Source organism: Roseovarius conchicola, assembly GCF_041403425.1.
In the GTDB taxonomy this organism is placed as follows: Bacteria; Pseudomonadota; Alphaproteobacteria; order Rhodobacterales; family Rhodobacteraceae; genus Roseovarius; species Roseovarius conchicola.
Genome location: NZ_JBGEHK010000004.1, coordinates 255,768 through 275,545, shown reverse-complemented (window position 1 = coordinate 275,545; position 19,778 = coordinate 255,768). Strand labels below are relative to the sequence as shown.

Annotated in this window: 24 protein-coding genes and 1 tRNA gene; 19 read left to right on the top strand and 6 right to left on the bottom strand. The window is 58.8% G+C overall.

Going from position 1 to position 19,778, the window contains the following annotated elements; translation table 11 throughout:
- Positions 1-46: 46 nt before the first annotated feature.
- The 11 genes from V6N02_RS13440 (at position 47) to V6N02_RS13390 (ending at position 9,480) form a co-directional block, all read left to right on the top strand.
- Positions 47-724, top strand: a complete 678-nt coding sequence (locus V6N02_RS13440) for an SURF1 family protein (protein WP_371226110.1) — start codon at positions 47-49, stop codon at positions 722-724.
- Positions 725-727: 3 nt separating this feature from the next.
- Complete coding sequence (gene thrC / locus V6N02_RS13435) at positions 728-2,125, top strand: threonine synthase (RefSeq protein ID WP_371226109.1); 1,398 nt, start codon at positions 728-730, stop codon at positions 2,123-2,125.
- A 101-nt stretch (positions 2,126-2,226) separates the two neighbouring features.
- Positions 2,227-3,489, top strand: coding sequence for a M16 family metallopeptidase (locus tag V6N02_RS13430; protein WP_371226108.1), 1,263 nt, complete (start codon positions 2,227-2,229; stop codon positions 3,487-3,489).
- On the top strand, positions 3,489-4,073 hold the full coding sequence (locus V6N02_RS13425) for a GNAT family N-acetyltransferase (protein ID WP_371226107.1): 585 nt from the start codon (positions 3,489-3,491) through the stop codon (positions 4,071-4,073). The genes V6N02_RS13430 and V6N02_RS13425 overlap by 1 nt, the downstream gene beginning before the upstream one ends.
- Before the next feature lie 146 nt (positions 4,074-4,219).
- Positions 4,220-4,870 (top strand): hypothetical protein, encoded by a 651-nt coding sequence (locus V6N02_RS13420; RefSeq protein WP_371226106.1) that lies wholly within the window; start codon positions 4,220-4,222, stop codon positions 4,868-4,870.
- 138 nt (positions 4,871-5,008) lie between these two features.
- Positions 5,009-5,782 (top strand): MBL fold metallo-hydrolase, encoded by a 774-nt coding sequence (locus V6N02_RS13415; protein ID WP_371226105.1) that lies wholly within the window; start codon positions 5,009-5,011, stop codon positions 5,780-5,782.
- A 2-nt stretch (positions 5,783-5,784) separates the two neighbouring features.
- A complete protein-coding gene (locus V6N02_RS13410; RefSeq protein WP_371226104.1) occupies positions 5,785-7,212 on the top strand; it encodes an FAD-binding oxidoreductase in 1,428 nt (475 codons plus the stop codon).
- A 5-nt stretch (positions 7,213-7,217) separates the two neighbouring features.
- Positions 7,218-8,048 (top strand): SDR family NAD(P)-dependent oxidoreductase, encoded by an 831-nt coding sequence (locus V6N02_RS13405; protein WP_371226103.1) that lies wholly within the window; start codon positions 7,218-7,220, stop codon positions 8,046-8,048.
- Between the two features lie 65 nt (positions 8,049-8,113).
- A complete protein-coding gene (locus V6N02_RS13400; RefSeq protein WP_371226102.1) occupies positions 8,114-8,317 on the top strand; it encodes a twin transmembrane helix small protein in 204 nt (67 codons plus the stop codon).
- Between the two features lie 3 nt (positions 8,318-8,320).
- Positions 8,321-8,893, top strand: coding sequence for a cob(I)yrinic acid a,c-diamide adenosyltransferase (locus tag V6N02_RS13395; RefSeq protein ID WP_371226101.1), 573 nt, complete (start codon positions 8,321-8,323; stop codon positions 8,891-8,893).
- A gap of 230 nt (positions 8,894-9,123) precedes the next feature.
- Positions 9,124-9,480 carry a hypothetical protein gene (locus V6N02_RS13390; RefSeq protein ID WP_371226100.1) on the top strand — a complete coding sequence of 119 codons (357 nt, stop codon included), beginning with the start codon at positions 9,124-9,126 and terminating at the stop codon, positions 9,478-9,480.
- A gap of 29 nt (positions 9,481-9,509) precedes the next feature.
- Here the strand turns inward: V6N02_RS13390 and map are convergent, their stop codons facing one another.
- The gene (gene map / locus V6N02_RS13385; RefSeq protein WP_371226099.1) at positions 9,510-10,298 is read right to left on the bottom strand and encodes a type I methionyl aminopeptidase; all 789 of its coding nucleotides are present in this window, start codon (positions 10,296-10,298) and stop codon (positions 9,510-9,512) included.
- 208 nt (positions 10,299-10,506) lie between these two features.
- Here map and V6N02_RS13380 point away from each other — a divergent pair, with 208 nt between their 5' ends.
- Positions 10,507-11,682 (top strand): acyl-CoA dehydrogenase family protein, encoded by a 1,176-nt coding sequence (locus V6N02_RS13380; RefSeq protein WP_371226098.1) that lies wholly within the window; start codon positions 10,507-10,509, stop codon positions 11,680-11,682.
- A 5-nt stretch (positions 11,683-11,687) separates the two neighbouring features.
- Here the strand turns inward: V6N02_RS13380 and sfsA are convergent, their stop codons facing one another.
- Positions 11,688-12,392, bottom strand: coding sequence for a DNA/RNA nuclease SfsA (sfsA, locus tag V6N02_RS13375; RefSeq protein WP_371226097.1), 705 nt, complete (start codon positions 12,390-12,392; stop codon positions 11,688-11,690).
- A gap of 46 nt (positions 12,393-12,438) precedes the next feature.
- Between sfsA and V6N02_RS13370 the strand changes: the two genes are divergently transcribed.
- The 5 genes from V6N02_RS13370 to V6N02_RS13350 are packed head-to-tail and all read left to right on the top strand — an operon-like array spanning position 12,439 to position 15,858.
- Positions 12,439-13,161 (top strand): competence/damage-inducible protein A, encoded by a 723-nt coding sequence (locus V6N02_RS13370; RefSeq protein ID WP_371226096.1) that lies wholly within the window; start codon positions 12,439-12,441, stop codon positions 13,159-13,161.
- Positions 13,158-13,877 carry a GNAT family N-acetyltransferase gene (locus tag V6N02_RS13365; protein WP_371226095.1) on the top strand — a complete coding sequence of 240 codons (720 nt, stop codon included), beginning with the start codon at positions 13,158-13,160 and terminating at the stop codon, positions 13,875-13,877. Before V6N02_RS13370 ends, V6N02_RS13365 begins: the two co-directional genes overlap by 4 nt.
- A 7-nt stretch (positions 13,878-13,884) precedes the next feature.
- Complete coding sequence (locus V6N02_RS13360) at positions 13,885-14,457, top strand: peroxidase-related enzyme (protein ID WP_371226094.1); 573 nt, start codon at positions 13,885-13,887, stop codon at positions 14,455-14,457.
- A 4-nt stretch (positions 14,458-14,461) separates the two neighbouring features.
- Positions 14,462-15,400 (top strand): OmpA family protein, encoded by a 939-nt coding sequence (locus V6N02_RS13355; RefSeq protein WP_371226093.1) that lies wholly within the window; start codon positions 14,462-14,464, stop codon positions 15,398-15,400.
- Positions 15,397-15,858 (top strand): methylated-DNA--[protein]-cysteine S-methyltransferase, encoded by a 462-nt coding sequence (locus V6N02_RS13350; RefSeq protein WP_371226092.1) that lies wholly within the window; start codon positions 15,397-15,399, stop codon positions 15,856-15,858. Before V6N02_RS13355 ends, V6N02_RS13350 begins: the two co-directional genes overlap by 4 nt.
- Positions 15,859-15,978: 120 nt before the next feature.
- On the opposite strand, the gene ykgO is transcribed toward V6N02_RS13350, so the two are convergent.
- Both ykgO and V6N02_RS13340 read right to left on the bottom strand, forming a co-directional pair.
- Complete coding sequence (ykgO, locus tag V6N02_RS13345) at positions 15,979-16,104, bottom strand: type B 50S ribosomal protein L36 (RefSeq protein ID WP_005850168.1); 126 nt, start codon at positions 16,102-16,104, stop codon at positions 15,979-15,981.
- An 89-nt stretch (positions 16,105-16,193) separates the two neighbouring features.
- Positions 16,194-16,268: transfer RNA gene (locus tag V6N02_RS13340), tRNA-Val, on the bottom strand.
- 147 nt (positions 16,269-16,415) lie between these two features.
- On the opposite strand from V6N02_RS13340, the gene V6N02_RS13335 reads away from it, so the two are divergent.
- A complete protein-coding gene (locus tag V6N02_RS13335) occupies positions 16,416-17,279 on the top strand; it encodes an N-formylglutamate amidohydrolase (protein WP_371226091.1) in 864 nt (287 codons plus the stop codon).
- Between the two features lie 11 nt (positions 17,280-17,290).
- On the opposite strand, the gene V6N02_RS13330 is transcribed toward V6N02_RS13335, so the two are convergent.
- Entirely contained in the window at positions 17,291-18,544 is a 1,254-nt protein-coding gene (locus V6N02_RS13330; RefSeq protein WP_371226371.1) for a DNA polymerase IV, read from the bottom strand.
- Between the two features lie 80 nt (positions 18,545-18,624).
- Between V6N02_RS13330 and V6N02_RS13325 the strand changes: the two genes are divergently transcribed.
- Positions 18,625-19,047, top strand: a complete 423-nt coding sequence (locus V6N02_RS13325) for an NUDIX hydrolase (RefSeq protein WP_371226090.1) — start codon at positions 18,625-18,627, stop codon at positions 19,045-19,047.
- A 1-nt stretch (position 19,048) separates the two neighbouring features.
- Here the strand turns inward: V6N02_RS13325 and pyrF are convergent, their stop codons facing one another.
- Entirely contained in the window at positions 19,049-19,747 is a 699-nt protein-coding gene (gene pyrF / locus V6N02_RS13320; RefSeq protein ID WP_371226089.1) for an orotidine-5'-phosphate decarboxylase, read from the bottom strand.
- Positions 19,748-19,778: the final 31 nt, after the last annotated feature.

The following is a 19,778-nucleotide window of genomic DNA, read 5'->3' as shown; positions in this document are numbered from 1 at the left end:
TGGGCTTGATATATGTGCTCGCGTTTTCCACCCGAGGTTATTCAACGTGCAGCGCATCCTTATCCCTTTGATCTTTGGACTGGCCGGAGCCGCCATTCTGATCTGGCTGGGGGTTTGGCAGATGGAGCGTCTGACCTGGAAACAGGGTGTTCTGGCCGAGATCGAAACCCGCATCGCGGATGCTTCGGTCGATTTGCCTGCCACTGCCAACCCCGAGGCTGACAAGTACCTGCCCGTGCGTGCCACGGGGCAGTTTGACGAAGGCGCGCTGCGCGTGCTGGTCAGCCAGAAACAGATCGGCGCGGGGTATCGCGTGATCTCGCCATTTCAGACCGGGGATCGTCGCATTCTGGTGGATCGTGGGTTTATCAAGGTCGATCAGCCCATTCCTGATGCCCCCGCCGGCGATGTCGATGTAACCGGCAATCTGCATTGGCCGGACGACCGCAACGATTCGACTCCCGAGAATGACGTGGCTGGCAACACATGGTTTGCCCGTGATCTCGATCAGATGGCCGGAGAGCTGGATTCCGAACCTGTTTTGCTTGTGATCCGCGAAATGTCGCAACCTGACGGCGCTTTGACGCCCTTGCCCGTGGACACAAGCGGGATTCCGAACGATCACCTTGAATACGCGGTCACATGGTTTTCGCTGGCCGTGGTCTGGCTGATCATGACCAGCTATTACATCTATCGCAGCCGCAAACCGGCAAAGGGCGCATAAGACATGAGATATATCTCGACGCGGGGCCAGGCCCCTGACTTAAGCTTTGAAGAGGCGATGCTGACCGGGCTGGCCCGTGATGGCGGGCTCTACCTGCCCGAAAGCATCCCGCAGCTCAGCCATGCGGATATCGCGGCGCTTGAGGGTGTTTCTTACGAAGAAGCGGCCTTTCGCATCATGCGCCCGTTCCTTGGCGATGCCTTCACCGATGAAGAATTCTGCGGGATCATCGAACGCGCCTATGCAGGGTTTGGCCATGCCGCCCGCGCGCCGTTGAAGCAACTCGACCAAGGCCATTTCCTGTTGGAGCTGTTCCACGGCCCGACGCTGGCGTTCAAAGACTTTGCCATGCAACTGATCGGTCAGTTGTTTGAATTCTCGCTGAAACGGTCCGGCAAGCGGGTGTGCATCGTGGGCGCGACCTCGGGTGATACCGGCTCGGCGGCGATCGAGGCGTTTCGTGGTCTGGATGCGGTTGATGTGTTCATCCTCTACCCCCACGGTCGGGTCAGCGAAGTGCAGCGCCGTCAGATGACCACCCCGTCCGAGGACAATGTGCATGCGATGGCCCTGACCGGGCATTTCGATGATTGCCAGGCACGGGTCAAAGACATGTTCAACGATTTCGCCTTCCGCGATTCCGTGGGGCTTGCCGGTGTAAATTCGATCAACTGGGCGCGGGTTTTGGCGCAGGTGGTGTATTTCTTCACCTCCGCCGTTGCCCTCGGCGCGCCGCATCGCAAGGTCAGCTTCACCGTGCCGACCGGCAATTTCGGTGATATCTTTGCGGGTTACATTGCCAAGCGCATGGGCCTGCCCATCGACCAGCTGGTGGTGGCCACGAACCAGAACGACATTTTGCACCGCTGCATTTCGACCAGCGAATACAAACCGGATAGCGTGATCCCCTCGATCAGCCCGTCGATGGATATTCAGGTCAGCTCGAACTTTGAACGCGCCTTGTATTACGCCTACGGACAGGATGGGGCGGCCGTCGCGCAGCTGATGGATGAGCTGAAGGCCGGGGGCTTTTCGGTCAGTCAGGGCGCGTTGCAGGCGTTGCAGGAAAGCTTTGAGTCCGGGCGCTGTGACGAGGATGAAACCCGCGCTGAAATCGCCCGCAGCCTTGCGGCCAGTGGCGAATTGTTGTGCCCACACTCCGCCGTGGGCGTGAAGGTGGCCAATGAACTGCGCGAGGCAGGCACCCCCATGATCACGCTGGCCACGGCCCACCCGGCCAAGTTCCCGGCGGCGGTGGAAGAGGCCTCGGGTGTGCATCCCCCCTTGCCTGACCGTATGTCAGACCTGTATGAGCGGTCCGAACGGGTGACCCGGGTTGAAAATGACCTTGGCGCCATTGAAGAGATCATCAAAGCGTATTGCGATAACTCCGCCACTTAGGACTATCGCAATACGCGGAACAACGAACAAACGTAGCACTGTGTTTCGCTTTCATGCTGACGCAGATAGAAGGCGAAACACTTTAAGGAACGGACCGCCACTTGAGCGTAAATCTGACCACGCTGCCGAACGGCTTTCGCATCGTCACCGAACATATGCCCGGCCTGCAATCGGCCGCTATTGGCGTGTGGGTGCTGGCCGGGGCCCGGCACGAAACTGCTTCGCAGAACGGCATTGCCCATTTTCTGGAGCATATGGCTTTTAAAGGCACTACCAGCCGCAGCGCCTTGCAAATTGCCGAGGCGATCGAGGATGTAGGCGGCTATATCAACGCCTATACCAGCCGCGAAGTGACCGCCTATTACGCCCGCGTTCTAGAGGACGATGTGCCACTGGCGCTGGATGTGGTGGCCGATATCCTGCGCAACCCGGTGTTTGATCCGCGCGAGATCGAGGTGGAACGCGGCGTGATCCTGCAGGAGATCGGTCAGGCGCTGGATACGCCCGACGACATCATTTTCGACTGGTTGCAGGAAAAGGCCTATCCGGATCATCCGCTGGGCCGTACGATCCTCGGCGCGGAAGAGCGTGTGCGCAGTTTTGCCCGCGATGATCTGAAAGCGTTCGTAGCGCAGCAATATACGCCCGGTCAGATGATCCTGTCGGCATCGGGCGCTGTGGATCATGATGCGTTGGTGGTGGCTGCCGAGCGGCTGTTTGGCGATATGCCCGCCGCACACAGCCATAGTTATGACTTGGCTCGCTTTGCCGGGGGTGAAAGCCGCAACCTGAAAGAGCTGGAGCAGGCCCATTTCGCGCTGGCCTTTGAGGGGCCGGACTACATGGATCCACAGATCTATGCCGCACAGATTTACGCCAGCGCGCTGGGTGGCTCCATGTCCTCGCGCCTGTTTCAGGAAATCCGCGAGAAACGCGGCCTTTGCTATACGATCTATGCGCAGGCCGGGGCCTATGCTGATACCGGCATGATGACAATCTATGCGGGCACCTCGTCCGAGCAGATGGAAGGCCTTGCCCAGATCACCGTCGATGAAATGAAACGCGCCGTGGGTGACATGACGCAATCCGAAGTGGATCGCGCCCGTGCGCAGATGAAAGCGGGCTTGCTGATGGGGCTGGAAAGCCCGTCCAATCGCGCCGAACGTCTGGCGCGGATGCTGCAAATCTGGGGTCGTGTGCCGGACCTGAGCGAAGTGGTTGAACGGATCGATGCCGTGACCCTGGCTGATGTGCGCGGCCTGGCGGAACGCACTGCCAGCACCGCCCCCGCCGCGATGGCACTTTATGGCCCCGTCTCATCGGCGCCGACGCTGGAGGCATTGCAGGAAAGGCGCGCTGCCTGATGTTTCTGCCGCGCAGGAAAATCCGGATCGAGACCGAGCGGCTGACCCTGCGCCAACCCCAGCTGAGCGATTATCGCGACTGGTCGTCTTTGCGCGAAAATAGTGCCGAGTTTCTCACCCCGTGGGAGCCGCTCTGGGCATCGGATCACCTTGCACGCAAGGGCTTTGCCAACCGAGTTTACTGGGCGCAACGCTCGATAAGTGGTGGCACGGCATTACCGCTATTCCTGTTTCGCCGCTCGGATCAGACCCTTTTGGGGGCGATTACATTGGACAATATCCGTCGTGGCCCGGCGCAGGCGGGCACCTTGGGCTATTGGACGGGAGAACCCCATATCCGCCAGGGCTATATGCAGGAGGCGATCAAGGCAGTGGTGCATTACGCCTATGAACGGCTGGACCTGAGCCGGATCGAAGCGGCCTGCTTGCCAGAAAACCAGGCCTCGCGTGCGCTGTTGGAGAAATGCGGATTCAAGTATGAAGGGGTCGCGCAAAGCTATCTCCAGATCAACGGAAGATGGCGCAATCATGTGCTCTATGCCGCCCTTCGGATGGACCGGCGCGGCAGGACGGATGCGGGATAGTTCAGCAATCGTGACGAAATTCCGGAATTTCCTCGCTCCAGCTGTTATGGGCGCAGCCAAATAACTTGATCGTCTCCAAAACGAAATGCAAAATACTAACACGGCAGAGCTTTTCTGCCGCCAGAAGTTTGGACTGAAGGAACAAGTTGAACGGTCATACAGAGAATGGCGTAGATAGGTCAATTTCCGTCTTTGGCGCATTTTTGTCGGTGGCATTCGGGTTGGCATTTTCCGAGTTTGTCAGCAACACGACTTACTTGTTTCCGTATTCGCCAAACTTCCAATTTGGTTTCAAGACGTTCCTAGGCGCACTTTTCTTTACGTACTTGGTACTCCTTGGCTTTGAGGCGTTCGTATGGTTTGACACCGGGAAAAGTAGGCTTTTGGAGTTTTGTCCGACAACTCGATACACAACCTACACGATCTTTCTTCTAGAGTATTTTCCAATCTTTTTTATCTGCGAACTATTCGGAGATACTGACCTGTCAGATGTCCGCTTCATCACGTCTTTTCTGGTAGCACAGGCCGCACTTTTCTTATTGTTTTTCATTTACCAGATCCCTCAAGCTGTAGAATTGCTGGCAAGACGAAGGTTGGCAGAACTAAGAGCAAAGATTTCTTATTTGGCTCCGACAATAACCATTCAATTGATCGTGATACTTAGTACTGGGCTTGTTCTGGTAAAAGAGAACTCAACTAACCTTCATCAGCTCAAGGGAGGTGCCTACTTTATTGCATTCTGGGTTCTGATCTATTTCGTAGTTTGGCTGCGACGCTTCATCAAAAGCCAAATGTAGTTATTCGGCAAATGTTGTTACCGAGGGGTGCACCTGATAATAACATTGCAACTCCATTATGTGCTATCCTTTGACACAAGGGACGTAAGCTTCGTGGCCCGTCTTGTTATTCTTCTCTGCTTAATGGCCCAGTCCGTTATGGCCCAGGAACGGCGGCCCAGCCATTGCATCGCGATTGCCGAGGCGGCGCCGGGGTTGACCTATCTGCACCAAGCCGCGTGGAGTGACCCGGTGCCGGAGTTTTCGGTCAGACTGCGCTACATTTCCCATGCTTCGTTTCTGATCCAGACCGAGGACGGGCTGTCGGCAGTCACCGATTTCACCGGCTTCATCGGCAATGTTGATTTCATTCCCGATGTGGTGACCATGAATAACGCCCATTCGACCCATTGGACGGCTGCGCCTGATCCGGCCATTTCCCACCCACTGAAAGGCTGGACCGAGGGCGGGGTGGCGGCGGATCATCATCTTGATCTGGGCAGTATGTTGGTGCGCAATGTGCCTACGGATGTGCGCGGCTTCGAGGGAATTGCCCGCGAAGATGGCAACTCGATTTTCATCTTCGAGGCGGCGGGCCTGTGTATCGGTCATCTCGGGCATTTGCACCACGTGCCGACCGACGAACAGTTCGCCGCGATCGGACGGTTGGATGTGGTGATGGCCCCGGTTGACGGTGGCTATACCATGTCTCTGGAGGAAATGATGCTGGTGCTGAATCGCCTGAAATCGCGCATCGTTATCCCAATGCACTGGTTTGTCGATGGGTCTCTGGGCCGGTTTCTGGCTGGGATGGAGGATGAGTTTCAGGTTGTCGTGACAGACACCAGCGAGATCACTGTATCCTTACGGACCCTGCCGGATGATCCCACGATCATGGTGTTGCGCCCCGCATGGTTGCGTGACACAGAATAGGCATGACGCTGAGCCCTGTTGATCCTGAGTTTGTGGACCGTTTGCGCGCGCTGCTTCCCAAAGCGGCCTTTCGCGACGCTGATCCGCACTACCTTGAAGAGCCGCGTGGCCGCTGGGCCGGGCAGGCGGGTGTGGTGCTGGCACCGGGATCGGTTGAAGAGGTGTCTGTGATTATCCGCGCAGCATGCGAGGGGCATGTGCCGGTGGTGCCTTATGGCGGTGGCACCGGGCTGGTTGGTGGGCAGATCGCCCCGGATGGCCCTGCGCCCATATTGCTGAGCCTTGAGCGGATGCGGGCGATCCGAGATGTGTACCCCGATGAGAATGTGATGATCGTCGAGGCGGGCGCGATCCTGTCGGATGTGCATGAGGCGGCTGAAGAGGCGGACCGGCTGTTTCCGCTCAGCATCGCCGCCAAAGGCTCGGCCCGGATTGGCGGATTGCTCAGCACCAACGCGGGTGGTGTGAACGTGCTGCGCTATGGCAATGCGCGGGATCTGTGTTTGGGCCTTGAGGCAGTATTGCCGGACGGGCAAATCTGGAACGGGCTGAAACGGCTGCGCAAGGACAATACCGGATATGACCTGCGCAATCTGCTGATTGGGGCCGAGGGCACGTTGGGTGTGATCACGGCGGCCAGCTTAAAGCTGTCGCCCCGACCTGCGGGGGAGGGGACGGCCCTGATGATTGTCGACGGTCCCAAGGCTGCGCTGAGCCTTCTGTCGATGGCACGTGATCATTTGGGCGAGGCGGTCAGCGCCTTTGAGTTGATGCATCGCGCGGGGCTGGAGTTTCTGGCCGAAACGCTGCCTGATCTGCGCCAGCCTTTTGATGTGCCGCCCGAATGGCTGTTGTTGATTGATGTCGGCCTCGCCCGGGGATTGGACCCGGCGGGCGCGTTGGAAGCGTTGTTTTCCGATGCCGTGGAGGCAGGATTGGTGAGCGATGGGATGATCGCCCAATCCGAGACGCAACGGAACGATTTTTGGGCCCTGCGCGAAAGCATCCCGATTGCCAACCGACGGATCGGATCGGTGTCGTCGCATGATATCTCGGTCCCGATGGGCGCAATCCCGGATTTCATCGCCAAAGGGGGCGACGTGATTGCCGCCCTCGGTGATTTCCGCATCAACTGCTTTGGGCATTTGGGTGATGGTAACCTGCATTACAACGTCTTTCCGATGCGTGGGAAGACGCCCGAGGATCATCTGGAACAGCGGGACGCGATCAAGCGGGCAGTGCATGATCTGGTGGACAGCATGGGCGGATCGGTTTCGGCCGAGCATGGAGTGGGGCGATTGAAGGTGGACGATCTGGAACGTTACAGCGATCCGGCAAAGCTTTCTGCCATGCGCGCGATCAAGGCGGCATTGGACCCCTGCGGAATCTTGAATCCAGGCGCCGTGTTGCGCACAGATGCAGAGGATTGACCATCATGAACACGCAAAGCATCCTGATCACTGGCTGTTCGAGTGGTATCGGTTATGACGCGGCATACGGCCTGCGTGAGCGGGGCTGGCGGGTCTTTGCATCCTGCCGTAAACCCGAGGATTGTCAGCGCCTGATTGCCGAAGGGTTTGAAAGTCCGCTGATCGACTATCACGATGAATCGACGATTGCCTCGGGGCTGGCTGAAGTCTTGGAGGCAACGGGTGGAACACTGGATGCGCTGTTCAACAACGGTGCTTTTGCCTGTCCCGGCGCGGTTGAGGATTTGCCAAGCGACGCGCTGCGCGACATCTTTCAGGCTAATTTCTTTGGCTGGCACGAACTAACGCGCGCGGTCATTCCGTTGATGCGCGCGCAGGGGCATGGGCGGATCGTGCAATGCTCGTCGGTGTTGGGGTTCGTGTCGATGCCGTGGCGGGGGGCTTATGTCAGCACCAAGTTCGCACTTGAAGGTCTCAGCGATACCCTGCGCATCGAGATGGCCGACACGGATATCCACGTGATTATGATCGAACCGGGGCCGGTGACGTCTAAAATCCGGCAAAACGCCATCCCGCACTTTGAACGCTGGATTGATTGGCAGGCTTCGCCCCGGGCCGAACAATATGAAAGGACCCTACGTAAACGGCTTTATGAAAGCGAAGGGCCGGACCCGTTTGAACTGCCTGCATCTTCGGTCACAAAAAAGCTGGTTCACGCGGTCGAAGCCCGCCGCCCGCGCGCACGGTATTACGTGACTTTTCCGACTTACCTGATGGGCGCGTTGCGTCGTCTACTGCCGACGCGTGCGTTAGACTGGCTTCTGGCGAGAGGATAAATTGTGGTTCGCTTTTTCCGCCCGCTCCGCTACATCGCCTCAGGTAGGATAAAAGGGACGCAGATATGCTGAGTGACCCACTCTTTCTGATCGTGGCCGCGGCCATGTTGGCCGTGGTACTGATCCTGGCGCGCGGGATCAGTCATTTTGGCAAGGGCGACCTTGAGTCGGCCAAGAAGTCGAACAAGATGATGCAATGGCGGATCGCGGCACAGTTTATTGCCGTGCTGTTGATCCTGTTCTTTCTCTGGATGCGCTCGGGGGGGTAAGCGATGGTTGTTCTCAACAAAATCTACACGAAAACCGGGGATGCCGGGGAAACCGCGCTGGGCAATGGTGCTCGTGTGGCCAAGCATTCCAACCGGGTGAACGCCTACGGGACCGTGGACGAGGTGAACTCGACCGTCGGTCTTGCGCGGCTGCACGCGGAGGGCGGTGTGGATACCGCCCTGTCTCGTATTCAAAACGATCTGTTCGATCTGGGTGCCGACCTGTGCACGCCGGATATGGAGAAGGACGCAGAAGCCGAGTACCCGCCTTTGCGCGTCGCCGACAGTCAGGTCGAACGGCTTGAGGCCGAGATCGACGTAATGACCGGTGTTCTGGAACCGCTGCGCAGTTTTATCCTGCCCGGTGGCACGTCGCTGGCGGCACAGATGCATCTGTGCCGTACAGTGTCGCGCCGCGCCGAGCGTCTGGTGGTGGAGCTGGCCACGATGGAAAGCATCAACCCGGCAGCAGTGAAGTACCTCAATCGGTTGAGCGATTGGTTCTTTGTAGCAGGCCGCATGGCGAATGACGCCGGCAAAGACGATGTCTTGTGGGTTCCGGGCGCGAACCGCTGACGTCGTCAGTGGCGGGGCGTCCAGTGGACGCACCGGCGACCGGAAGGGCGGAGCCCCGGGTCTTCAGATTAGGCGCGAGCCGCGCATAGTCTATTCGGTCTGACACAAAAGCGCGGTAGATCGTGACAGCGTTCCCTTGCAAGCTCACTTTGAGCCCAAACTACGCCCTTGACAGTCTGTAAGCATATCTTTTTGAATGGTTTCTATTTTGGCGCATAAAGGACTGCCTGATGGCGCAAGAAGCAGAACTACTTCACGCAACTCTTCCTACGGAGGATTCGGAAAGCACTGAGTTAGATCGAGCAGCATCAGTGGCAAATCGTGTTTTAAGTGAAAATGGCATGGTCGACTACAAAACAACTAAAGACCATGCATCTTATTGGAAAAACTATTTCATATTCGAATATTTTCTCATCAAAGACCCTCGCGTGCGTCCCGGGGGAGGAGCAACTCTGGTAGTTCGATCAAATGATATGCTTGGCGGAATGGTCTACTGTTCTAGTGACATGCTTGAAGAGGATATCGACGTACTTCTTGCGAACATCCCCAAAGCATTTTCTGCATTCGACGCCAAATCCAGAGAATGACGGTTTTGTCCGCAAAGCCGACTCCCGATTTACTCATACGTCGGATGAAACTTGCCCGCCGGAGACAGAGTGAAAATCTCGCACCCATCCGCCGTCACGCCAATCGAATGCTCGAACTGCGCCGAGAGCGACTTGTCGCGTGTTACTGCGGTCCAGTCATCGGCCAGGATTTTCGTCTCGGGTCGGCCTAGGTTGACCATCGGTTCGATGGTAAAGAACATGCCCTCTTCCAGCGTTGCACCGGACCCGGCGCGGCCATAATGCAGCACGTTAGGGGGCGAGTGGAACACCCGGCCCAACCCGTGACCACAGAAATCGCGCACCACGGACATGCGTTGGCGTTCCACGAAACTCTGGATCGCGTGGCCGATATCACCAAAAGTGTTCCCCGGCTTCACCGCCTCGATCCCGATCATCAACGCATCATGGGTGATCTGGATCAACCGTTCGGCCTTGCGCGACAGCTTGCCAGCGACGAACATCCGCGATGTATCACCATACCAGCCATCAACGATCACCGTGACGTCGATATTGATGATGTCACCATCCTTCAGCTTTTTCTCACCTGGGATACCATGGCAGACCACGTGATTGACGCTGATGCAGCTGGCATGCTGATAGCCCTTGTAGCCAATCGTGGCCGATTTGGCCCCGGCGGCGTTGACCTGATCCTCGATCATCTTGTCCAGCGTGCCGGTGGTCTGGCCCACAAACACATGCGGGGCCAGGCTGTCTAGAATTTCTGCGGCCAGCCGACCTGCCTTGTGCATGCCAGCAAAATCCGCCTTTTCATGGATGCGGATTCCATCAGGGGTCATACGGCCTCGGTGCTGTTCGTTCACGTGCGATCCTCAAATACTGTCAATCTATACGCCCCATATTTAAGTCGGATTGATGCAAAGGACCAGAGGGGTTGCGATCTGGGCTGCGACAGGTCGTCCCGGCTTTCGGTTTGACTTGAACACCGGGTTTTTAAATGTCAGACATTTATTTGTCTGACATTTAACTCTTGCACGGAATCATCCCATGGACACCAAGATCGACACCATCCTTGCAGCCGCCCGCAGTCATTGCGAGCAAGATATTATCCCGCATGTGGACGCGTGGAACGCAGCCGGCACTTGGCCGCGCGATGCCTCGGACAAGGCAGCGACCCTTGGCCTGACCGGGCTATATGCCCCTGAAGAGTTTGGCGGGCAGGGCCTGCCTCTGGGCGAGGGAATCCGGGTTTACGAAGAACTGGGCCGGGGTGATGGCGCTTATGCGTTTGCCCTTTCGATGCATAACATCTGCACCTTTGCGACCTGCGGTTACGGCACGGATGCGTTCAAGGCCGAGTGGGCGAAAGAGCTGACATCTGGCCGCAAACTGGCCAATTTCGCCCTGACCGAACCGCAATCCGGTTCGGACGCGACCAACATGTATTCGCGCGCGGTGATCAACGACGATGGCACTTGGACCATCAATGGCGCCAAGGCGTGGGTCAGCCTGGCGGGTGAGGCGGATGTGTACCTCACGGTCGTCAAAACCACCGATCAGCCGGGCCACAAGGACATGGCGATGATCGCGATTCCGCGCGACACCCCGGGGCTTAGCTTTGGTCCGTTATACGAGACGCCGTCCTACGATTTCCTGCCCATGTCCGAGATGTACATGCAGGACGTTGTGGTGAGTGAGGACAACATCATCCTTCCGATCGGGCAGGGCCTGCAAGGGTCGCTGATGGCCATCGACATTGCGCGGGTCTCGATTGCGTCGGGCTGTTGTGGGTTAATGCAGGCGGCGCTGGATACGGCGCTGGCTTATTCAGCCAACCGCAAGATGTTCGGCGGCAAGAACCTTGATCTGGACGGTATCCAGTGGATGCTGGGTGATGTCGCGACCGAGCTTGAGGCGTCGAAACTGCTGTACCGCGCCGCCGCCAACGCACTGGGCACGCCCGAGGGGCCGCTGATGGCCGCACACGCCAAACGCTTTGTGCCCGATGCGGCGGTGAAAGCCGCCAACACCTGCACGCAGGTTCTGGGCGGGATGGGGCTGTTGCAGCCCTATGGCATGGACCGCCTGTCGCGCCTGTCGCAAATGCTGCGGATCGTGGATGGCACCACCGAGATCAGTCGCGTGGTGATCGGGCGCGCCTTGCAAAAACGCGCGGCCACGCTGGATCCGCTGCCGATTCCGAAAGGGTTTGGCGAAAGCTGAGGCGTTTAATTGACCTCAAGCCTTTTCCCCAGTGTGATCTCGCTGGGGGAGAGGCAGGTGTCATAGGCCAATATCTCGACTCCGGCGGCCCGTGCGGCCTCAAAGGCGGCACCGTAAGTGGGATCTATATTGCTTGCCACGGTGACGGATGCGCAATCAGTCCTCTGCACCAGATAGAACAGCACGGCACGGTGGCCCTGCTGCGCCATTTCCGCCAGCTCATTCAGATGCTTGGTGCCTCGCGCGGTGACGCTGTCGGGGAACTCTGCGAGGCCGCGTTGGCGTGAGAGCGTGACTGACTTCACCTCGACATAGGCATCCGGCAGGCCAGGTTGCTGCAACAGGAAGTCGATACGGCTGTTTTCACCGTACTTCTGTTCGGGGCGAACGGTTTCGTACTCCGCAAGTTCCGGGATTTCGCGCTCTCTGATGGCGGCTTTCAGCGCGCGATTGGGAAGTGAGGTGTCCACCCCTGTAAAATGCCCGTTCTCATGATCCACCAGCCGCCAGCCATATTTCAGCTTTTTCTTGGGATCATCATTGGGTTCGACCCAGATGCGCATCCCCGGGGCCGCCAGCCCCATCATGGAGCCCGGATTGGCGCAATGCGCGGTGACCTCGGCCCCTGATCCTTCCAGCGTGATGTCTGCCAGAAACCGCTTGTAACGGCGGATCAGGCGGGCAGGTTCAAGAGGTGTTTGAAAGCGCATGATCACAGGCCTATACCGGGGGCAAGATGCATTCAAGGAGGGCAGAATGGCAAATCCAACCGCTGCCATGCTGGTGATTGGCGACGAGATCCTCTCGGGGCGCACGCGCGATGCGAATATGCACCATCTGGCCAAGGAACTGACAAAGATCGGGATTGAGCTGCGCGAGGTGCGTGTGGTCAGTGATGACCCGGATGCCATCACGGATGCAGTAAGGGTGCTGAGCGCGGCCTATACCCATGTGATCACCTCGGGCGGGATTGGTCCGACCCATGATGATATCACCGCCGAAAACGTCGCCCGCGCCTTTGATCGCCCGATTGATGTGCGCGATGATGCGCGCGGGGTACTTGAGGCGCATTACAAGGCAGCAGGCCAGGAGTTGAACGAAGCCCGATTGCGGATGGCGCGCATCCCCGAGGGGGCGACTCTGATCGACAATCCGATCAGTGCGGCACCGGGGTTCAGCCTTGAAAACGTGCATGTCATGGCCGGGGTGCCTGCGATTTTCGTTGCCATGGTAGCCAGCGTGTTGCCGACCCTGACAGGGGGCGCGCCGCTGCTGTCGCAATCGCTGCGAATCTTCCGGGGTGAGGGCGATATCGCCGGGCCATTGGGTGATCTGGCAGCGCGTTATCCTGATCTGGCGCTCGGGTCGTATCCATTTCAACAAGATGGCGTCTTTGGTGCGCAGGTTGTGGTGCGTGGCACGGATGGCGCACAGGTCGATGCCGCGATGACAGAGCTAAGCCAGATGTTTCCGTCATGAGCGATGAACTGGCCCGTCTCTATGGCGTGATCGAAGCGACATGGCCACCTGCCGTCACCAAGGCGCAGGGTCCCTTCACGCTGCGCGATGGTGCCGGGGGCGGCAAAAGGGTGTCTTCGGCAACGGTAGAGGGTGTGATTGCCGCCGAGGACCTGCCCGCCGCCGAAAGCGCGATGCAGGCGATGGGCCAAACCCCACTGTTCATGATCCGCGCAGGTGACGAGACGCTGGATGCCCTGCTGGCCGCGCAGGGCTATGACATCATTGATCCCGTTAACATCTATGCCTGCCCGGTGGATGACCTTGCCACGCTCGACCTGCCCCGCGTGGCCAGCTTTGCGATTTGGGAGCCGCTGGCGATCATGCGCGATATCTGGGCCAAAGGCGGGATCGGCCCTGAACGCGTGGCGGTGATGGAACGCGCCAGATGCCCTAAAACGGGTCTGTTTGGGCGGCATGACAACCGGCCCGCTGCCACTGGTTATGTCGCGTTCCATGAGGGTATCGCTATGGTTCACGCCATCGAAGTGCTGGCCCGTGACCGTCGCCAGGGCGTGGGCCGAAATCTGATGATCCAGGCTGCGCGCTGGGCCAAGCAACAGGGCGCAGAGCAGATCTCTGTTATCTGTACACAGGCCAATAAGGGGGCCAATGCGCTCTACGCTTTCCTCGGGATGCGGCTTGTGGGACATTACCATTATCGCATCAAAGGATGACGCCATCATGAGCCACGCTGACCGCCCCACTGCCCTTGATCTGCCCATGGTCGATCCGCTGCCCGAAGATACGCAGAAGTACTTTGATGTCTGCACCGAGAAGCTGGGCATGATCCCGAACGTGTTGCAGGCCTACGCCTTTGACATCGAGAAACTGAAAACGTTCACGGCGATGTATAACGATCTGATGCTGGCTGATAGCGGTCTGTCCAAGCTAGAGCGCGAGATGATCGCGGTGGTCGTCAGTTCGATCAACCGCTGCTGGTATTGTCAGGTGGCCCATGGTGCCGCCGTGCGCGCGTTGTCGGGCAAGCCGGAATTGGGTGAGGCGATGGTGATGAACTGGCGTATGGCCGATCTGGATGCCCGCCACCGCGCGATGCTGGGTTTTGCCGAAAAGGTGACGAAGGAAAGTGCCACCGTGGATGAGGAAGATCGTCAGGCACTCCGCGAAGCCGGTTTCAGTGATCGCGATATCTGGGACATCGCCAGTGTCGTGGGGTTTTTCAACATGACCAACCGTGTGGCCAGTGCCACGGCGATGCAGCCGAACCCGGACTATCACGCGCAGGCACGTTGAGCCGATGCGCGCCCGTCTTTGCGCCCTCATTCTGCTGCTGTGCCCTGCGATGGGCCAGGCGCTGGACTTGTCGCTGCCCGGCAATGCGACACTGACGCGTGAGGTCATCAAGGAGGCCGAAAGCTATCAATTGCCGATCGCGCCGTTTTCCGAAGGTGCTTTGCCGACGTTGGAGATTGAAGGACGGTTCGTGCAACAGGCGTGGCGGCTTGAGGCGCAGGCCATTACCACATTGCAGATGCTGACTCCTGTGCGCGCGCAACTGCTTGAAGAGGGGTACGATATCCTTCTGGACTGCGTGGGGCATGAATGCGGCGGGTTTGATTTCCGCTTCGCCACGCGGGTGCTGCCGGCCCCGGACATGTTTGTTGACCTTTTTGACTATCGCTTTCTTTCGGCCCGGCGTGGAGTTGATGGGACGCCGGATTACATCTCGGTTCTGGTCAGCCGGTCGGGGGCGACGGGCCATATTCAGGTAATCCAACTGGCCCCCGAAGGGGCCGAGCAAATACAGGTCGAGGCGGATCTGCAAGGGTTTGAAACCGTTCAGCGCCCGGCCAGTGATCTGCCCGTGGCGCAGGCGCTGTTGCAGCATGGGCATGTGATTCTGCCGGGCCTGCAGTTCAAAAGCGGGTCATCCGATCTGGACGAGGGCGGGGATGCCGCGCTGGAAGAACTGGCGACTTTCCTGAAATCCAACGCCACAATGCGGGTGGCACTGGTGGGACATACGGACACTGTTGGCGGGCTCGATGCCAACATTGCGTTGTCCAAACGCCGGGCTGGATCGGTTCTGGAGAAGCTGGTGTCGGATTACGGCGTGCCGCGCAGTCAGCTGGATGCCGAAGGGATGGGATACCTTTCACCCATTGCGCCGAACCTCAGCCAGGAGGGCCGCGAGATCAACCGACGGGTTGAGGCCGTGCTGCTGAACAGCGAATGAGCCGGGGGCAGGGCACTCTCCCCTCGCCTTTGGGGCCATTACGGGTGATCAGCCACGATGGCCAGATCACCGATTTGCGCTGGGGCGCTGGTGGGGAAGATATGCCAGCACCCGAGATCGACGCGGCTCTGGAACAGTTGACCGCCTATTTTGAGGGGCGTCTGACCGAGTTTGACCTACCTTTGAACGTGAAGGCCTCGGCCTTTCAGCGCGACGTATGTGATGCCATGCTCGCAATCCCGTTTGGTGAAACCCGCACCTACGGAGACCTGGCCCGTGATCTGGGCGCACCTGCGCAGGCAATTGGTGGGGCCTGCGGTGGCAATCCGATTCCCGTGATCATTCCCTGCCATCGGGTGTTGGGGGCAAACGGGTTAGGAGGATACTCCGGTGATGGCGGGATCGAGACCAAGGTCTGGCTGCTCAAGCATGAAGGCGCGGGTGGGCTGCTGATTTAGATGCGAGTGTGGGCTGGGCCGATTTGGCTTTGCAGCCACCGTGATTTTGGTGCCCCACAAAAGCAAAACCCCCGCCACTTGGGCAGGGGTCTTGGTCCGACAGAACTGTCGAAAACTGGCTTAGCCCTGACGGGCTTTGAACCGGCGTTGGGTCTTGTTGATCACGTAGACGCGGCCTTTGCGGCGCACGACACGGCAATCACGATGCCGGTTCTTGAGCGAACGGAGTGAATTGCGAACCTTCATGGGTCGTCTCCTGATTGTCGTGGCCCGGGCTTGGCAGCCTGCGCCTTGGGTTGCGGGTGGTTCACGCGCGGGGCGCAAAACCGTGAATATGGTGGGCGATACAAGGATCGAACTTGTGACCCCTTCGATGTCAACGAAGTGCTCTACCGCTGAGCTAATCGCCCGTAGTTCCGCCACAGTCGTCACCCCTAATAAATAGGGGCGCGGAAAACCGCGCCGGTGTTCGGGGGTCTATAAAAGGAGTCGTCGGGCGGATCAAGGGGTTTTAGAACGATGAATTCAGTCTATGATGCGCTGCAGCAGGAGTGCAAATGTCAAAGACCGCCTATCACCTGACACATCCCGAGCGCCGCACCACCTCGGTGGTGTTTGCCTCGCCCCATAGCGGGCGGGAATACTCGTGGTCTTTTTTGCGTCGCACGCGGCTGAACGAACATTCTGTGCGCAGTTCGGAAGATGCGTTTGTCGATCGTCTGTTTGACTGTGCCCCACAAATGGGCGCGCCTTTCATCAAGGCAGGTGCCCCGCGCGCTTATGTCGATCTGAACCGCAGCGCGGACGAACTTGACCCGGCTTTGATCGAGGGCGTGCCCAAGGTCGGGCACAATCCGCGCATCGCTTCGGGTCTTGGGGTAATCCCGCGCGTGGTGGCCAACGGTCAGGCGATTTATTCCGGCAAACTGACCCAGGAGGAAGCCGAACGGCGGATCGAGGGGTTCTGGCGGCCGTATCATCGCGCGCTTGCCGGTCAGTTGGATCAGGCTCATATGATGTTTGGTCGGGCCATTCTGATCGATTGCCATTCGATGCCGCATGAGGCGATGGACGCGGTGGCCGGGATTGGCAGCCGCCGTCCCGAGGTGGTGATCGGGGATCGCTTCGGGGCGTCGGCCCATGGAGAGATCGTTGACCGGGTCGAGGCGGCATTGCAGGCTGCAGGTCTGTGCGTGGTGCGCAACACGCCGTTTGCCGGTGCCTATGTGACCCAGCATTATGGCCGCCCGTCGAAAGGCCACCATGCTATCCAGCTAGAGATTGACCGCTCTCTTTACATGAACGAGCAATTGATCCGCACCAATGGCAATTTTGACAATCTGCGCAAGCTGTTGAGGGGAGTGATCGCAGATATCACCGACATTGGTCGTCCTAATAACGTCCCGCTGGCTGCCGAATAGTCTCAGGCTGATCAGCGCAGGGAGCGCCCCTTTACAATTGCGTCTGATCCGAACCGTTTGCGAATTTCATCTGTCGCGCGCTCGGCCTGACTGCGTTTGGTGGCCTCAGGGTCCAGCAGATCGCCCGAGCGATCGGCATCGCCCTCGGGGACCAGATGGGACAGTCCGACCCCGATCAGCCGGTAAGCTGCCGGTTCGTCCAACTGGTCCAATAATCCACGCGCCGTCCGGTAGATGGTGTCGGCCATCTGTGTTGCATCCCGCAGCGCCAGCCGCCGCGTAACCAGTGAATGGTCCGAGCGTTTCAGTTTCAGCGTTACGACGCGACCGGCAATAGATTTCGCCTTGCAGCGGTCCGCAACGTTCTCGGCCAATCGCCAGATATGGCCATCCAGAATCTCGGGGTTGGCCGTGTCCTCGGAAAACGTGGTTTCGTTCGAGACCGATTTTACAGGCGTGTTGGCCGACACGCTGCGCCGGTCCTGCCCGCGCGCAAGGTGCCAAAGACGATCCCCCATGGATCCAAACCGCGCCGACAGGTCTTGCCGGTCCCAGCGCAGCAGGTCGGAAAAGGTGCGAATGCCCGCCTTTTCCAACGCCGCGCGGCTGGTCTGTCCGACGCCCCAGATCAGTGAAACCGGCTTGTCGCGGAGGAAATCGGCGGTCTCTGCTTTGCCGATTACAGAGAACCCGTGTGGTTTCTCCAGATCCGAAGCCACCTTGGCCAGAAACTTGTTATGGCTCAGGCCAATCGAACCGGTCAGGCCAAGTTCATCGCGCATTTGCTTGATCAACTGGCCCAGCATCACTGCAGGCGGCGCGCCGTGCAGCTTTTCAGTGCCGGTGAGGTCCAGAAACGCCTCGTCCAGTGATAGCGGTTCAATCGACGGGGTGAGGTCGGCCATCAGTGCCCTGATCTGGCGCGACACTTGCGCGTAGAGTTCCATCCGGGGTTTCAGCACCACGGCATCCGGGCACAGTTTCAACGCCTTGAACATCGGCATTGCCGAGCGCACTCCGCGAATGCGCGCGATGTAGCAGGCGGTCGACACAACACCGCGGCGCCCGCCGCCAATAATCAGGGGTTTATCGGCCAGATCAGGGCGTTCCCGCTTTTCCACGCTGGCGTAAAATGCATCGCAATCCATATGCGCGATCGACAGGTCAAACAGTTCATCATGTTGGGCCACGCGCGGGCTGCGACAGGTCGGGCAGCGCGAAGCCGCATCGAACTGGGTCAGGCAATCACGACAAAACGCAGGCATAGCATTCTCAGGCATCCACCCTATCTTCTCACACAGACAGGCAGGTTTCTTTAAGGTTTGAGCAGGTGAGAGCATAGCCGATGGAACAGTCGGAAAACAGAGAATTCGAGGGTGCCAAGCTGGCTTTGCTGATCGGTGGCAAGCTGTTGGTGATCCGTCGGGATGATAGGCTGGGCTTGCCCTGGCCAGGTTATCTTGACTTGCCGGGTGGGGGCCGTGAGAGCGGTGAAAGCCCCGAAGAGTGCGTGTTGCGTGAGACGCAAGAAGAGGTCGGCTTGCGGCTTGAGCCAGGCGATTTGATCTGGCGGCGCTTTTATCCCGATGACCCGACACCGGCCTGGTTTTTTGCCGCCCACTTACCAGCAACCAGCGAAATTGAGATCGTTTTCGGCCCGGAAGGGCAGGGCTGGATGCTGATGTCGCCCGAGGATTATGTGGCCCATAGCGAGGCCATTCCGCATTTCCGGCTGCGGGTGCAGGATTACATCAACGATCAAACATAGATCATAGTGCTGCCAATTCGCTTAAAACGGCATTTGCGGCGGCTTTGGGATCTTGTGCGGCCCAGATCGGGCGTCCCACCACGATATGATCAGCCCCATTGGCAACCGCCTCGGCCGGGGTGGCGACGCGTTTCTGATCCCCCAGTGCCGCGCCTTTCGGGCGGACACCCGGCGTGACGATCAACTTGCCTGAGGCCGACGGAAGCGCACGGATCATCGCGGCTTCCTGCGGTGAGGCAATGACACCATCGGCCCCGGCCTCAAACGCGCGGGTCGCACGCTCCATCACAAGATCGGGCATATCGCCCGACTTAATCAGGCCGGCGTCCAGATCGGCGCGATCCAGCGAAGTCAGAATGGTCACGGCAAGGATTTGCGTCTGACTGTTGGCTGCGCCCTCTTTGGCGGCGCGCACGACATGGGGGTCGCCATGGACAGTGAGAAAATCCAGATCAAACTGCACCAGCCCGCGCACAGCATTTTCAACCGTCGCGCCGATATCAAAAAGCTTCATGTCCAGAAAAATGCGCTTGCCGTGATCCTGTTTCAACTCGTTGGCCAAGGCAAGGCCGCCGCCCGTCAACATGCCAAGCCCGATTTTATAGAAGGACACTGCGTCACCCAATTGTTCTGCCAAGTGCAGACCGTCCAGAGCGTTTGGGATATCTAGGGCGACAATCAGGCGGTCATCTTGGGTCATGGAGGCTCCGAATGGCTGGGTCGCGCCTGTC

What these genes read in the sequence shown, in the direction of transcription:
- V6N02_RS13355 (WP_371226093.1), top strand. Translation starts at nt 14,462, where the DNA reads ATGCGCGCCCGTCTTTGCGCCCTCATTCTGCTGCTGTGCCCTGCGATG.
- V6N02_RS13390 (WP_371226100.1), top strand. Translation starts at nt 9,124, where the DNA reads ATGGCGCAAGAAGCAGAACTACTTCACGCAACTCTTCCTACGGAGGAT.
- V6N02_RS13365 (WP_371226095.1), top strand. Translation starts at nt 13,158, where the DNA reads ATGAGCGATGAACTGGCCCGTCTCTATGGCGTGATCGAAGCGACATGG.
- V6N02_RS13370 (WP_371226096.1), top strand. Translation starts at nt 12,439, where the DNA reads ATGGCAAATCCAACCGCTGCCATGCTGGTGATTGGCGACGAGATCCTC.
- V6N02_RS13380 (WP_371226098.1), top strand. Translation starts at nt 10,507, where the DNA reads ATGGACACCAAGATCGACACCATCCTTGCAGCCGCCCGCAGTCATTGC.
- sfsA (WP_371226097.1), bottom strand. Translation starts at nt 12,392, where the DNA reads ATGCGCTTTCAAACACCTCTTGAACCTGCCCGCCTGATCCGCCGTTAC.
- V6N02_RS13395 (WP_371226101.1), top strand. Translation starts at nt 8,321, where the DNA reads ATGGTTGTTCTCAACAAAATCTACACGAAAACCGGGGATGCCGGGGAA.
- V6N02_RS13410 (WP_371226104.1), top strand. Translation starts at nt 5,785, where the DNA reads ATGACGCTGAGCCCTGTTGATCCTGAGTTTGTGGACCGTTTGCGCGCG.
- pyrF (WP_371226089.1), bottom strand. Translation starts at nt 19,747, where the DNA reads ATGACCCAAGATGACCGCCTGATTGTCGCCCTAGATATCCCAAACGCT.
- map (WP_371226099.1), bottom strand. Translation starts at nt 10,298, where the DNA reads ATGACCCCTGATGGAATCCGCATCCATGAAAAGGCGGATTTTGCTGGC.
- V6N02_RS13415 (WP_371226105.1), top strand. Translation starts at nt 5,009, where the DNA reads ATGGCCCAGGAACGGCGGCCCAGCCATTGCATCGCGATTGCCGAGGCG.
- V6N02_RS13400 (WP_371226102.1), top strand. Translation starts at nt 8,114, where the DNA reads ATGCTGAGTGACCCACTCTTTCTGATCGTGGCCGCGGCCATGTTGGCC.
- ykgO (WP_005850168.1), bottom strand. Translation starts at nt 16,104, where the DNA reads ATGAAGGTTCGCAATTCACTCCGTTCGCTCAAGAACCGGCATCGTGAT.
- V6N02_RS13350 (WP_371226092.1), top strand. Translation starts at nt 15,397, where the DNA reads ATGAGCCGGGGGCAGGGCACTCTCCCCTCGCCTTTGGGGCCATTACGG.
- V6N02_RS13360 (WP_371226094.1), top strand. Translation starts at nt 13,885, where the DNA reads ATGAGCCACGCTGACCGCCCCACTGCCCTTGATCTGCCCATGGTCGAT.
- V6N02_RS13335 (WP_371226091.1), top strand. Translation starts at nt 16,416, where the DNA reads ATGTCAAAGACCGCCTATCACCTGACACATCCCGAGCGCCGCACCACC.
- V6N02_RS13425 (WP_371226107.1), top strand. Translation starts at nt 3,489, where the DNA reads ATGTTTCTGCCGCGCAGGAAAATCCGGATCGAGACCGAGCGGCTGACC.
- V6N02_RS13405 (WP_371226103.1), top strand. Translation starts at nt 7,218, where the DNA reads ATGAACACGCAAAGCATCCTGATCACTGGCTGTTCGAGTGGTATCGGT.
- V6N02_RS13330 (WP_371226371.1), bottom strand. Translation starts at nt 18,544, where the DNA reads ATGCCTGCGTTTTGTCGTGATTGCCTGACCCAGTTCGATGCGGCTTCG.
- V6N02_RS13325 (WP_371226090.1), top strand. Translation starts at nt 18,625, where the DNA reads ATGGAACAGTCGGAAAACAGAGAATTCGAGGGTGCCAAGCTGGCTTTG.
- thrC (WP_371226109.1), top strand. Translation starts at nt 728, where the DNA reads ATGAGATATATCTCGACGCGGGGCCAGGCCCCTGACTTAAGCTTTGAA.